At 63.3% G+C, this 13312-nt stretch carries 11 protein-coding genes and 1 pseudogene; 8 read left to right on the plus strand and 4 right to left on the minus strand.

Going from position 1 to position 13312, the window contains the following annotated elements; all coding sequences use genetic code 11:
• Positions 1–44: 44 nt before the first annotated feature.
• Both BRAD3257_RS07225 and BRAD3257_RS07230 read right to left on the minus strand, forming a co-directional pair.
• Positions 45–953: a TauD/TfdA dioxygenase family protein gene (locus BRAD3257_RS07225; RefSeq protein WP_122401279.1), complete on the minus strand. Its 909-nt coding sequence runs from the start codon at positions 951–953 to the stop codon at positions 45–47.
• A gap of 965 nt (positions 954–1918) precedes the next feature.
• Entirely contained in the window at positions 1919–2548 is a 630-nt protein-coding gene (locus tag BRAD3257_RS07230; protein WP_122401280.1) for an FMN-binding negative transcriptional regulator, read from the minus strand.
• 731 nt (positions 2549–3279) lie between these two features.
• Between BRAD3257_RS07230 and BRAD3257_RS07240 the strand changes: the two are divergent.
• The 8 genes and pseudogenes from BRAD3257_RS07240 to BRAD3257_RS07280 all read left to right on the plus strand — a co-directional run bounded on the left by BRAD3257_RS07240 (position 3280) and on the right by BRAD3257_RS07280 (position 12209).
• Positions 3280–4483: pseudogene (locus BRAD3257_RS07240) on the plus strand (cytochrome P450).
• 92 nt (positions 4484–4575) lie between these two features.
• Positions 4576–5865, plus strand: a complete 1290-nt coding sequence (locus BRAD3257_RS07245; RefSeq protein WP_122401281.1) for a cytochrome P450 — start codon at positions 4576–4578, stop codon at positions 5863–5865.
• Positions 5865–6173 (plus strand): ferredoxin, encoded by a 309-nt coding sequence (locus BRAD3257_RS07250; RefSeq protein ID WP_122401282.1) that lies wholly within the window; start codon positions 5865–5867, stop codon positions 6171–6173. The genes BRAD3257_RS07245 and BRAD3257_RS07250 overlap by 1 nt, the downstream gene beginning before the upstream one ends.
• A complete protein-coding gene (locus BRAD3257_RS07255; RefSeq protein ID WP_122401283.1) occupies positions 6160–7005 on the plus strand; it encodes an SDR family oxidoreductase in 846 nt (281 codons plus the stop codon). The genes BRAD3257_RS07250 and BRAD3257_RS07255 overlap by 14 nt, the downstream gene beginning before the upstream one ends.
• Positions 7005–8348 carry a cytochrome P450 gene (locus tag BRAD3257_RS07260; protein WP_122401284.1) on the plus strand — a complete coding sequence of 448 codons (1344 nt, stop codon included), beginning with the start codon at positions 7005–7007 and terminating at the stop codon, positions 8346–8348. Before BRAD3257_RS07255 ends, BRAD3257_RS07260 begins: the two co-directional genes overlap by 1 nt.
• A 132-nt stretch (positions 8349–8480) precedes the next feature.
• Positions 8481–9479, plus strand: a complete 999-nt coding sequence (locus BRAD3257_RS07265) for a polyprenyl synthetase family protein (RefSeq protein ID WP_122406418.1) — start codon at positions 8481–8483, stop codon at positions 9477–9479.
• 281 nt (positions 9480–9760) lie between these two features.
• Positions 9761–11284 (plus strand): hypothetical protein, encoded by a 1524-nt coding sequence (locus tag BRAD3257_RS07275; RefSeq protein ID WP_122401286.1) that lies wholly within the window; start codon positions 9761–9763, stop codon positions 11282–11284.
• A gap of 22 nt (positions 11285–11306) precedes the next feature.
• Positions 11307–12209, plus strand: a complete 903-nt coding sequence (locus tag BRAD3257_RS07280) for a terpene synthase family protein (protein ID WP_122401287.1) — start codon at positions 11307–11309, stop codon at positions 12207–12209.
• A gap of 378 nt (positions 12210–12587) precedes the next feature.
• On the opposite strand, the gene BRAD3257_RS41680 is transcribed toward BRAD3257_RS07280, so the two are convergent.
• Complete coding sequence (locus BRAD3257_RS41680) at positions 12588–13001, minus strand: helix-turn-helix domain-containing protein (protein WP_122401288.1); 414 nt, start codon at positions 12999–13001, stop codon at positions 12588–12590.
• A gap of 97 nt (positions 13002–13098) precedes the next feature.
• Positions 13099–13239: a hypothetical protein gene (locus BRAD3257_RS39615; protein WP_160118756.1), complete on the minus strand. Its 141-nt coding sequence runs from the start codon at positions 13237–13239 to the stop codon at positions 13099–13101.
• Positions 13240–13312: the final 73 nt, after the last annotated feature.

Below are 13312 nucleotides of genomic sequence, written 5' to 3' on the forward strand. Positions count from 1 at the left end.
ATTTTTCCCAGTTTTCAGCCGGGGCGCTGGGCGTCGACGTGCAGTTAGTCGGTCACCTTCAGTCGCGTTACACTGCTCCGGCCATCGACACTGAGAGGCACGTCCCCCTCGATCGTGGCCCGACGTACGACGCGATGCTGGTCCCCGTAATCGTTGACCGCGTAATGCTGCGTTGCGCGGTTATCCCACAGCGCGACATCGCCCTCTAACCAATTCCAGCGCACAGTGTTTTCGGGCGCGGTGATGTAAGACTGGAGCAGATCGAACAGCTTTTGTCCGTCGTATTTGCGGATTCCAATAAAGTGCTTCACCAAGGCGCCGAGCACTAGCGCCCGCTCGCCTGTTTCGGGATGGACGCGTACGACGGGATGCTCGGTCTCAAAAACCGTTCTGGTGAACACCTCGTCAAAATGTTTCTTGTCGACCTCGCGGACTCGCGCGATGCCGGCGTAATCGAAGACGTTGCTGTGAACGGCCCATAGGTCCTCGGCAAGCCCTTGTAGCGGCGGCGGCAAATCAAGATAAGCGGCAGCTGTGTTCGACCACACGGTGTCCCCCCCGAACGCTGGAATTACAACGGCCCGCAGGACCAAAATCTTGGGATAGGCGTCGGCGAAGGTTCCATCCGCATGCCAAACGTCGGCGCGGCCGCCGCCGCGAGTGGAGTCCAGTTCGAGGAGCGACGCCATCCCCTTGGTAGGACCGAGCATCGGATGTGGCACCAGCTTTCCGAGACGAGCGGCAAAGCGCTCATGCTCGGCGTCATTGAGATGGCCTTGATTGCGGAAGAAGATCACCTTGTGCTCGAGCAATAAGCTGTTGATCGCGGCGATCGTTTGATCCGGTAGATCGCCTGATAACTTGATATTCTTGACTTCGGCACCGATCCGCGCGGCACGTTTCACAACATCGGTACCAGGAATGACGCCTCCGATCAAAGCGTTTGTGCTCATCTTGCTTTTCCAAGCCCTTGCAGTTCTTCCTCGCCCCTTGAAACAAATGATCTTCAGCAAGCATCGTGCCAAGCGAAAGACAAAAATGTACTCGACAACGGGCAGTGAATGATGAGTGGCGTTTGGCGCGAGCCTCGAACTGAGCGTGTGATTGGGCGACTTAAGAAAGAACTCGATCTCCGAGCTCACCCCTTCGAATGTCGAACGCGAAGCGGACAGCAGGAGCGCGCCAACGACAGATCTCGTTATGCTTTTGTAATCGCGCAACTGCGTTGAAAGAGCAATGCTTCTGTAGAATATGTAACAGTTCATGATGGTTATGAATCATGTAGTCGGGACCTGCCGCGCGGAAGCGCGTCTCGGAAACAAATCATCCAACGATTTGATATGTTGACGAGACCCAGATTTTGGCAAGTTCTGTCTCAACTGGCATATCGCTCACTATGACGATGACGGTTCTTTCTGGGACCAAACGGTGGTCTGCATATACAAGTGCAGCCGCTCTTGCTTGCTCATGCTCCTAAACTGAGTTGAGCGGCTCGAAAATATTAAATGTCGCTGACGCGAGTCTCGAGTCAAAGCCTTTGCACTTGTGCGCGAATTGGTTCAACAATGTAATTGCCACTAGGGCGAGATGGAGTTTGGAGAAGGTGGAGAGCAGTGTTGCTTATATGGCTCTGTTTCTGGATCGCTTTGTTTTAACCAATGGCCATCCCAGGCGGCGCGGGATCCGCAAAGTCGAATGGGCTTTCGAAAGTCTGAACGCTTACTGTGGGCGTTGTACTGGACCTGACATGAGATTGTCCCTTTGTCAGAATGCCGACAGGTGTCTGCGCAGTGCGGCAAGCCCGAGGCGACGTTTCCGTTCGTGAATTTCGCGAGGTAATTGATGGCCCGACGCTGGAGTCTATGAGAGCTGTAGATGTAAGATGGCTGCGGCGCTGCTGGTCATGCACATTATCGTCTCAGTCCTGAACCAAGATAAGAGCTGAAACTTCCTGGTCCCGTGCCATTTTGCTCGCCGCTAGGCCCGTGGCGATACCAATGCGATCAGGCGCGGGGCGGTTTTGGCTCATCTTGCGTTTGCCTTCGACCATGGTGATCGGGATGCGCACGCCGACGATTGCACGCAACTGAGCGGCGATGAAATCCGCGGGAGCATCGCTGACGGCCCAGGGCGTCGCACGTGACGTTTCATGGATATTCGTCAGACGCGTCACAACCTCAAGCAGGCGAGTGGGATCCTCGAAGAACTCAATCGGCCCATGGGCGTGGACTGCGATGTAATTCCATGTCGGCACCACATGTTCAGCTTGTCGCTTGCTGGGATACCAGGATGGGGTCACATAAGCCTCTGCGCCAGCAAAGATCGCCAGAGCTTCTCCGATCGGGGCCGTGCGCCACTGGGGATTGCCCTTCGCCAGGTGCCCGTATAGCGCGCCGTGTTCGCCTTCGCTCTCATCGAGGAAGAGCGGAAGAGGCGTCGCAAGTGGCCCATCTGATGTCGCTGTCACTAGGTTGGCCAATCGGGCGCAGCGGATTGTCGCTCGAATGTTCTCGATGTCGTCATCTCGAAAGTGGGTTGGTATGTACATGAGGCTCTCCGTTGGCGGTCGTCGAGATAAACCACCTCGATATGCGAGAAAACTGTCAGTTTCGGTCGCTCCCGTATTGCTACTCCGGTTCCTCTTTTGACGTGACGACTTCGGATTTATTCGGGACGCGGGCGATTCCATTCAGCCGCTTCGGTCCGTCGAGTTGCTGTTGGGGTTGTGTTTCCGTAGCTATTCTCCTGCGGGCTGAGCCGGGCATTCATGGACCATTACAGATCTCACCCGGCGGTCGCCTGTATGAAGCGATCCGGCAGCTGTCCTTCGACGCGCACCGAGTCGCGTTTGGCGAGCTAGTCCTTGATCTTAGGAACAGGAATTCGCCCGAGGGCGTCGCCGTGTGCAGGGTCTTGGTCAGCGATCGGAACCGATTGTCCTTGAGCGAGGTCACGATGGCGAGCCGAGCAGCGCATCGCGCTGCAGGTCCGTGTTCTCAGATGCGCATGAGACCAACCAACATGGGCGGATACCCTTTAAAATAGGTTTTCCAAATGCAGCGCCTGGCGACAGAGTTTCCGCGTTTTTTCGGCACCAGGCGCTTAGCGGGCTACTACAAGATTCGGTAGCTGGCCAAAGCCAACTTGAGGCCCTAGGACTCGGTTGCCTTCCCGCCGATCATCATCGACGAACAGAAGTGAACGCAAGCGCACGTAGGGTGACCACAGCGCCTGCGGGCACCTTCCGCCCTTCCATAGTTTAGAGAGTGAAGTGCCACCGTGTCCGAACAACCACTGCCGATGCTGCCGATGTGGCGCGTCGATCACATTGAGCCCTCGCCCGAGATGTTGGCGCTACGCGCGAACGGTCCGATCCACCGCGTGCGTTTCCCGTCCGGGCACGAAGGCTGGTGGGTGACAGGCTACGACGAGGCCAAGGCGGCGCTGTCCGACGCGGCGTTCCGGCCGGCGGGAATGCCGCCGACGGCGTTCACCCCGGATTCGGTGATCCTCGGTTCGCCGGGGTGGCTCGTCTCGCACGAGGGGGGCGAGCATGTCCGGTTACGCACGCTCGTTGCCCCGGCTTTCAGCAGCCGCAGGGTGAAGCTGCTGGCGCCGCATGTCGAGGCGATCGCTGCGCAGTTATTCGAGAACCTGGCAGTCCAGCGCCAGCCCGCCGACTTGCGGCGCCACCTCTCGTTTCCGCTTCCGGCCATGGTCATCAGCGCCCTGATGGGCCTGCTCTACGAGGATCATGCCCTTTTTGCTCGCCTGTCCGACGAAGTGATGACGCACCAGCATGAAAGCGGCCCGCGCAGCGTGTCGCGCTTGGCTTGGGAAGAGCTGCGCGCCTACATTCGCGACAAGATGCGGGATAAGCGCCAGGATCCGGGCGACAACCTGCTGATTGATCTGCTCGCGGCGGTCGACCCAGGGCAAGTCGACCGAGGAAGAAGCGATAGGCCTGGCGGCAGGCATGTTGGTGGCGGGGCACGAGAGCACCGTCGCCCAGATCGAATGCGGCCTACTGGCCATGTTCCGCCATCCGACACAGCGCGAGCGCCTGGTCGGCGATCCATCCCTGGTGGACAGCGCGGTGGAGGAAATCCTGCGCATGTACCCGCCGGGCGCGGGCTGGGACGGCATCATGCGCTATCCGAGGACCGACGTGACCATCGCGGGCGTGCATATTCCCGCCGAGAGCAAGGTGCTGGTCGGCCTGCCGGCAACATCGTTCGATCCGCGCCATTTCGACGAGCCGGAAATCTTCGACATCGGGCGCCAGGAAAAGCCGCACCTGGCGTTCTCCTACGGGCCGCACTCCTGCATCGGCGGGGAGCTGGCCAGGCTGGAACTCAAGGCGGTGTTCGGTTCGATCTTCCAGCGCTTTCCCGCGCTGCGCCTAGCCGTCGCGCCTGAACAATTGAGGTTGCGCAAGGAGATCATCACTGGCGGGTTCGAGGAGTTCCCGGTTTTCTGGTGATGGAGCAGCGCTGGGGGAAGCGATCCGTATCCGCGGTTTGCCGGCGCACCTGCCGTGCACCGGTCAGATCAGCCAGCTAACCGGTAACAAAGATGGACGTGCAAGAAACCACGGCAGCATGCCGGGACGCCTTCGCCGAACTCGGGTCGCCGGCGTGGGTCCACGACCCGTATCCGTTCATGCGGTGGTTGCGCGAGCACGACCCGGTGCATCGCGCGGCGTCGGGCCTCTTTCTGTTGAGCCGCCACGCCGACATCTACTGGGCCCTCAAGGCCACGGGCGATGCGTTTCGGGGACCGGCGCCGGGCGAACTGGCGCGCTATTTTCCGCATGCGGCGACCAGCCTGTCGCTCAATCTGCTGGCCTCCACGCTAGCGATGAAGGACCCACCGACGCATACGCATCTGCGCCGGCTGATCTCGCGCGATTTCACCATGGGCCAGATCGACAACCTGCGGCCGAGCATCGCGCGGATCGTCGAAGCGCGGCTGGACGGCTTGGCGCCCGCGCTGGAGCGCGGGGAGGCCGTGGACCTGCATCGGGAATTCGCGCTGGCCGTGCCCATACTGGTCTTCGCCGAACTGTTTGGCATGCCTCGGGACGACATGTTCGGGCTCGCCGCGGGCATCGGCGCCATTCTGGAAGGCCTGAGCCCACACGCCAGCGATTCCCGGCTCGCCGCGGCGGACGCGGCCAGTGCCAAAGTGAAGGCCTATTTCGGCGCTCTCATACAGAGCAAGCGCACCGATCCGTGCCACGACATCGTGTCGATGCTGGTCCTCGCACACGACGATGATGCCGACACGCTTTCAGATGCGGAGTTGATCAGCATGTTGTGGGGCATGCTGCTGGGTGGCTTCGCCACCACTGCTGCGACCATCGACCATGCGGTCCTGGCGATGCTGGCCTATCCCGAACAGCGGCAGTGGCTGCAGGGAGACGCCATGCGGGTGAAGGCATTCGTCGAAGAGGTCCTGCGTTGCGACGCGCCCGCCATGTTCAGCTCCATTCCGCGTATCGCCCAGCACGACATCGAATTAGGCGGCGTGGTGATCCCGAAGAACGCGGACGTGCGCGTGCTGATCGCATCTGGGAATCGCGACCCCGACGCCTTCGCCGATCCCGACCGCTTCGATCCTGCCCGGTTCTACGGCACTAGTCCCGGCATGTCGACCGACGGGAAGATCATGCTGAGCTTCGGTCACGGCATCCACTTCTGCCTCGGTGCGCAACTGGCCCGGGTGCAGTTGGCCGAAAGTTTGCCGCGGATTCAGGCGCGCTTCCCCACGCTGGCATTGGCCGAGCTGCCGACCCGGGAGCCCTCCGCATTCCTTAGGACGTTCCGCGCGCTTCCGGTGCGGCTGCATGCGCAGGGGCTGTGATGCGAGTCTTAGTCGACCAGGATCTGTGCGGAACCAGCGGACAGTGCGCGCTGACGCTACCGGGTATTTTTCGCCAGCGCGAATCGGACGGCGTGGCCGAAGTGTGCCGGGCGACAGTTCCGCAGGCGCTGCACGCGGCCGTGCGGCTCGCAGCTAGCCAGTGCCCGGTCGCCGCGATTCGAGTCATCAGAAGCGAAACTCGCGGTGACGAGCGCGCCAGCGCCGACAGTGCGCCTTCTCCGGCGGACACGGAGCGGCATGCCGCGAGAGACCAACGCAATCCAGGAGGACACCATGGGACGGTTTGAAGGCAAGGTGGCCGTGGTGACCGGCGCCGGCGCCGGGATCGGCAAGGCATGCGCCCTCGCCATCGCGCGCGAGGGCGGCAGAGTGGTGGTAGCCGACATCAATGGTTCGGCGGCCACGACGTGTGCCGCGCAAATCGCGGCCGAGGCGGGCCACGCGCTGGCTCTGGCCATCGACATCGCCGAGGCGCAGGCTGTGGCAGCGCTGTTCGATGCGGCGGAGCGGCACTTCAGTGCGGTCGATCTCCTGGTGAACAATGCGGGCGCCATGCATCTGACCCCGCGCGACTGCGCGATCCTCGACCTGGACCTGGCGGTCTGGGATGAGACCATGGCAACCAATCTGCGCGGCACATTGCTCTGCTGCCGGCGGGCCATCCCAGGGATGATCGCCCGCGGCGGTGGCGCGATCGTCAACATGTCGTCGTGCCAGGGGCTCAGCGGTGACACCACGCTGACGTCCTACGCCGCATCGAAGGCGGCGATGAACATGCTATCGGCCTCGCTCGCCACCCAGTACGGTCATGCGCAGATCCGCTGCAACGCGGTTGCGCCAGGTCTCATCATGACCGAGCGTCTCCTGGCCAAGCTGGACGAGTGCATGCAACGGCATCTGCGCCGGCACCAGCTCCTGCCGCGCGTCGGCAGCCCCGAGGACGTGGCCGCGCTGGTGGCGTTCCTACTCTCTGAGGATGCTGCGTTCATCACCGGCCAAGTGGTGTGCATCGACGGCGGCATGCTGGCGCATGTGCCGACGTACGCCGACGGTGGAAACAGCCGCGCCGCGCCGCCTTCCGGCGAGACCACCGAAGCGGCTGCGTCGCCGCGCTGGTGATGGACATGCTGCTCAACCCGCTGAACCGTCGAGATCGGCTGCGGCACGACATCCCGGTCGTGCCCGGCGCTTTCCCCTTGGTCGGGCACCTTCCCGCCATCGTCTGCGACCTGCCGCGCCTGCTGCGGCGTGCGGAACGGACGCTGGGCAGTCACTTCTGGCTGGACTTCGGCCCTGCCGGACACATGGTGACCTGTCTGGATCCGGATGCGATCGCACTGCTCCGGCACAAGGACGTGTCCTCGGCGCTGATCGAAGATATCGCGCCCGAATTGTTTGGTGGAACGTTGGTCGCCCAGGACGGCGGCGCGCACCGGCAGGCGCGCGGTGCGATCCAGGCGGCGTTCCTGCCCACGGGGCTAACCCAGGCTGGCATCGGCGAGCTGTTCGCGCCCGTCATCCGGGCGTGGGTGCAGAGGTGGCGCGACCGGGGAGACGTAACCATCCTGCGCGAAACCGGCGATCTAATGCTCAAACTCATCTTCAGCCTCATGGGAATCCCCGCGCAGGACCTGCCGGAATGGCGTCGCAAGTACCGGCAACTGCTGCAGTTGATCGTCGCGCCCCCGGTCGACCTGCCCGGACTGCCCTTGCGGCGCGGTCGCGCCGCCCGAGACTGGATCGATGCGCGGTTGCGGGAGTTCGTTCGCGACGCGCGCGAACATGCCGCGCGCACCGGGTTGATCAACGACATGGTGAGCGCCTTCGATCGCAGCGACGATGCGCTCTCCGATGAGGTCTTAGTCGCCAATATCCGCTTGCTGCTGCTCGGTGGTCACGACACCACGGCCTCGACTATGGCCTGGATAGTAATCGAGCTGGCGCGGCAGCCTGGGCTATGGGACGCTCTGGTCGAGGAGGCGCAACGCGTGGGCGCGGTGCCGACCCGGCACGCGGACTTGGCGCAGTGTCCGGTCGCCGAAGCGCTGTTCCGTGAGACGCTGCGCATGCATCCGCCGACGCCGCTCCTGGTGCGTCGCGCAGTGCGTGAATTGCCACTCGGCCAACGGCGCATTCCCGCGGGCACCGATCTATGCATCCCGGTGCTGCATTTCTCGACCTCGGCGCTGCTGTACGAGACGCCTCATCAGTTTCGCCTGACGCGGTGGCTGGAACGCACCGAGCCGATCCGGCCGGTGGACATGCTGCAGTTCGGTACCGGCCCACACGTCTGCATCGGCTACCACCTGGCATGGCTGGAACTGGTGCAATTCTGCATCGCCTTGGCGCTGACCATGCACGAGGGCGGGGCGCGGCCGCGGTTGCTGAGCGGTGTCGAAAAAGGCCGGCGCTATTACCCGACCGCACATCCGTCCATGACTATACGCATCGGATTCTCATGAGCTGGCATCACATGCCCCTGTGGCGCGGCAGCAGTGCCGGCTACGCGCGGCATTGCTGCACTCCGCGCGCGCACGGTGCGACGCAGACAATACCGCGGCGGCTCGCCTGTCAGGGACAAGGACATGAACAACATGCAGCCCGGTTCTACGCCACAGGATGACATAACTGGTGATTCCGCGCTCGGCGGATTGGGCGCTCAGGCGCGCGACGCATCCGGCGGGCTGCTGCCCGAGATCTGGATGCATGAGGGCGCAAACCGGGTCGAACAGGTGCTGGCGCGTCTTCTCTGCGCCGAGCATGACGGTGAGACCGAGCTGATGGCCGCGATGCGCTACGCCACCTTGCATGGGGGGAAGCGCACCCGCGCCTTGCTATGTCTGGCCGCCGGCACACTGGCCGACGCGCCGGCGCACATCCTAGATAAGGTCGGCGCCGCCATTGAGATGATGCACGCCTGTACCTTGGTCCACGACGATCTGCCCGCGATGGACGACGACGTGCTTCGCCGCGGCCTTCCGACCGTGCACGTCAAGTTCGGCGAAGCTACTGCGATCCTGGTCGGCGATGCGCTGCAGGCGCACGCCTTCCTGACCCTGGCGAGCCTCGGCGCGCCGGGCGAGAGCCGTATCGCGCTTGTGCGCGAACTGGCGCAGGCGGTGTCAGCCGAGGGTGCCGCAGGCGGGCAGGCCAGGGACCTGTCGCTGCTTGGAAAGCACGTCGAGCTGGACAGGATCTTGGCGATGCACCAGATGAAGAGCGGAGCGCTAGTGCGCGCGTCCGTTCGCATGGGCGCGCTATGCGCTGTCGCAGAGAATGCCGCGCACGCTGCGCTGTACTGTGCGCTCGATCACTACAGCGCCTGTTTCGGCCTGGCATTGCAGGTGATCGACGACATTCTCGACGTGACAGCGGATATCGCGACGCTGGGCAAGACCCCCGGTAAGGACGCGGCGGCGCAGAAGCCGACCTGCGCGTCGATCATGGGCCTGCCGGCAGCACGCCAGTTCGCGCTGGATCTGTTGCGCGATGCCGGGGAGGCGATCGCGCCGCTGGGGTCGCGTGCTGAACGGTTGGCACAACTCCTACAGCGCGCCAACGCGTATCTATCCAAGCACGCGTCATGCGCATGAGCGCGCCCGCGTGGAGACGCCCCCCGTGCCGCAGCGATCGACCGGCGACAGAGGTCCATGCTGCACTTTGTTCAAATCGCGGTCCAGATCGCAGCGGTTGCCCGCCGCGGCGTACGCGGCGGCCTGCGCGCAAGCCTACGCGCCGGACCGGCGCCAGCATCGGGGACCGTCGCCGCGCCGGAGCAGGGCGGCCGTCCGGCGCTGCCTATGCGACGCCGCGACATCCGCGGCGTCTGCCCGATCCCGGTTCTTTTCACTGGTGTGCATAAGGGACATCCAGCGTGAACGTGCTGTCCGAACAGATCCTTTCCGAATTGCGCGTCCTGCTGAGCGAAGTGAGCGATGGTGGCAGCGTCGGCCCGTCTGTCTACGACACGGCGCGGGCGCTGCGCTTCCACGGCAACGTCACCGGTCGGCAGGACGCGTACGCGTGGCTCATCGCGCAACAACAGGCCGACGGCGGATGGGGAAGCGCGGACTTCCCGCTGTTCCGCCATGCGTCCACCTGGGCAGCGTTACTGGCATTGCAGCGCGCCGATCCTCTTCCCGGTGCTGCCGATGCAGTCCAGGCGGCAACCCGGTTCCTCCAGCGCCAGCCCGATCCCTACGCGCATGCGGTGCCGGAAGACGCGCCGATCGGCGCGGAGCTGATCCTGCCGCAGCTTTGCGGTGAGGCCGCATCCTTGCTGGGTACCGTAGCGTTTCCGCGCCATCCAGCGCTGTTGCCGTTGCGGCAAGCGTGCCTGGACAAGCTGGCGGCGGCGGCGATGTTGCCGAGCGGCCATCCGTTGCTACACTCCTGGGAGGCCTGGGGGACGTCGCCGACGACCGCATGCCCGGATGACGATGGCAGCATCGGCATCAGTCCTGCGGCCACTGCCGCGTGGCTTGCGCACGCCATGACGCGGGGAAGCACGCCGCAGGCCGGGCGCGCCGATGCGTATCTCCGGATGGCATCGCGGGTGACGCGCAGCGGCGTCGAAGGCGTCGTTCCCAACGTCTGGCCGATCAATGTTTTCGAGCCATGCTGGTCGCTGTACACCCTGCATCTGGCCGGACTGTTCGCGCATCCCGGGCTCGCCGAGCCGGTCCGCGTGATTGTCGCACAGCTCGACGCCCGCCTGAGCGTGCGCGGTCTAGGCCCCGCCTTGCATTTCGCAGCTGATGCGGACGACACCGCCATTGCGTTGTGCGTCCTGCACATTGCAGGCCGCGACGCGGCGGTCGATGCATTGCGCCATTTTGAAACCGGCGAGCTGTTCGTCACCTTCCCCGGCGAGCGCAATGCCTCGCTGTCGACCAACATCCACGCCCTGCATGCGTTGCGACTGCTGGGAAAGCCCGCCGCCGGCACCAGCGCCTACGTCGAGGCCAGTCGCAACCCGCACGGTCTCTGGGACAACGAAAAATGGCACGTTTCGTGGCTGTATCCCACCGCGCATGCGGTCGCTGCGCTGGCGCAAGGCAAGCCCGAGTGGCGGGACGAGCGCGCGCTGGCGGCACTGCTGCGGGCGCAGCGCGGCGACGGCGGCTGGGGCGCCGGTCGCGCGTCCACATTCGAGGAAACCGCCTATGCGTTGTTCGCATTACGCGTGATGGACGAGAGAGAAAAAACCCCAGGGCGCCGGCGCATCGCACAGGTGGTGGCGCGTGCGCTAGAGTGGATGCTCGCCCGCCATGCGGCGCATGCATTGCCGAAAACGCCATTGTGGATCGGCAAGGAACTGTATTGCCCCACTCGGGTCGTGCGCGTGGCCGAACTCGCCGGCTTGTGGCTGGCGCTTCGTTGGGGCGGCCCGTCCTGACCGAGAGAGTAGGAGCGACGCCATGATCCAGGCAGAACGCGCGCTGCATCAGGTGCTGGAGTGGGGGCGTACCCTGACCGGGTTCGCCGACGAGCATGCCGTAGAAGCGGTGAACGGCGGCCAGTACATTCTGCAGCGTATCCGCCCGAGCCTGCGCGACATAAGCGTCCGCACCGGTCGCGATCCGCACGACGAAACACTGATCTTGGCGTTCTATCGCGAACTGGCGCTGCTGTTCTGGCTCGACGATTGCAACGACCTTGGCCTGATCGTGCCGGAGCAGCTCGCCGCGGTGGAGCAGGCGCTGGGGCAGGGCGAGCCGTGCGCGCTCCCCGGATTCGAGGGCTGCGCTGTGCTGCGCGCTTCGCTGGCCGCGCTAGCCTACGATCATCGCGACTATGCTCAGCTTCTCGCCGATACCAGGCGCTACTGCGCGGCGCTCCGCGCCGGACACGCGCAGGCGGCAGGGCCGGAACGCTGGTCCTACGCCGAGTACCTGCATAACGGCATCGATTCGATAGCCTACGCCAACGTGTTCTGTTGCCTGTCGTTGCTGTGGGGGCTAGACATGGCGACCTTGCGCGCGCGTCCGGCGTTTCGCCAGGTCCTGCGGCTCATCTCCGCGATAGGGCGCCTGCAGAACGATCTGCATGGACGCGACAAGGACACGTCAGCTGGCGAGGCCGACAACGCGGCGATCCTGCTGCTGCAGCGCTATCCAGCTATGCCTGTGGTGGAGTTCCTCAGCGACGAACTGGCCGGCTATACGCGCATGCTGCACCGGGTGATGGCGGAAGAACGCTTTCCGGCGCCCTGGGGATCGTTGATCGAGGCCATGGCGGCCATCTGCGCGCGGTACTACCAGACCTCGGCCAGCCGCTACCGCAGCGACTCTGCGGGGCGAGGCCAGCGTTCGCCGGCCTGAACGCGCGGGAGGCGGCGGCGTGCGCGCGCTGCCGCGGTTCGGTCCGACGCAACGCCGTCGCCCGGGGCGACGGACGGAGCGAGCATGAGCAACACCGCTCTGAGCCGGCGCAAGGACGACTATCTGGACATGGTGCTGGATCGGCGACACGATTTGGACGTGTGACCTTTGCCTTCGGAGGGCAACGCTCTATCCAGCAATCCAAAAATTCGCTGTAAAATCAATGGTACAGCAAAGAGGGGTGGGTTGCAACCCGCTGCGTTGCAGCCGGTGCTGTGACAAGAGTGTGACCGCCGGATTTACGAGAAATTCGAAGATGATAATCAAGAGGCCAAGCTAACAAATGCGCTTCAGGCACTCTCAACGCTGCCTTCGTTCCTAATGGCTAGCCATTAAGAAGCCAGCCTCAAACAGGCCGTCGTAGTCCGTCGTCATTATCATTGAACGCTGACGACCGAGTACGATAAAATGCGGCCTTGTCTTCGGCGGGATCTTTTCATTCCATCCGAGAAGATGGTTGGGTTCAATTCGTAAGGCTTCACAAGCTCGGACAATCGTTTCGTCGGACAGGCGACTCTTACCTGCCTCGTAATTTTGAATTTGCTGGCCAGATACTTCAAGCTGCTCGCCAAGCTGCGCCAATTTGATCCCTGCCGCGCGACGGGCTGCCCTTAGCCGCGCACCGACAGCTAGCGCGAATGGCGATGGAGGCTTCTTCTCTCGCCTTTGCCATAGCAGGTTCCGCTTCGATTCAAACAGCCGCTCTCTAGCAGAACAAAAAAATCTCGTCACTCAAATTTGGCTCGCTTGATAGGAGGTCGTTGATCCGCGATTTATGGCCAACGAACCGCGATGGCTTCCCAAAGGTCTTGTAATGTCTAGCAGTAACTCAGCAGTCAAGAATGTCACTGCATTCGATCCCCGCAGTATCAAGCAACACCTTGAAATCATCAACGAGCGTGCCCACGGCATAGATGGCAAGCTTGTTGTTTCCGTATTCATCGAAGGCGCGCCAGGTACGATCACGCACCACCGCGTCGGCGACGTTGCTGGCTGTACGAATCTGTAGTCGCGCACGCGAATACGCCGGGCGCCAACGTTTA

The sequence above is a fragment of the Bradyrhizobium vignae genome, from assembly GCF_900324035.1.
Lineage (GTDB): Bacteria > Pseudomonadota > Alphaproteobacteria > Rhizobiales > Xanthobacteraceae > Bradyrhizobium > Bradyrhizobium vignae.

Coding starts and splice junctions, on each gene's coding strand:
- BRAD3257_RS07250 (WP_122401282.1), top strand. CDS start 5,865: ATGCGAGTCTTAGTCGACCAGGATCTGTGCGGAACCAGCGGACAGTGC.
- BRAD3257_RS07245 (WP_122401281.1), top strand. CDS start 4,576: ATGGACGTGCAAGAAACCACGGCAGCATGCCGGGACGCCTTCGCCGAA.
- BRAD3257_RS07255 (WP_122401283.1), top strand. CDS start 6,160: ATGGGACGGTTTGAAGGCAAGGTGGCCGTGGTGACCGGCGCCGGCGCC.
- BRAD3257_RS07260 (WP_122401284.1), top strand. CDS start 7,005: ATGGACATGCTGCTCAACCCGCTGAACCGTCGAGATCGGCTGCGGCAC.
- BRAD3257_RS07225 (WP_122401279.1), bottom strand. CDS start 953: ATGAGCACAAACGCTTTGATCGGAGGCGTCATTCCTGGTACCGATGTT.
- BRAD3257_RS07230 (WP_122401280.1), bottom strand. CDS start 2,548: ATGTACATACCAACCCACTTTCGAGATGACGACATCGAGAACATTCGA.
- BRAD3257_RS07265 (WP_122406418.1), top strand. CDS start 8,481: ATGCAGCCCGGTTCTACGCCACAGGATGACATAACTGGTGATTCCGCG.
- BRAD3257_RS07280 (WP_122401287.1), top strand. CDS start 11,307: ATGATCCAGGCAGAACGCGCGCTGCATCAGGTGCTGGAGTGGGGGCGT.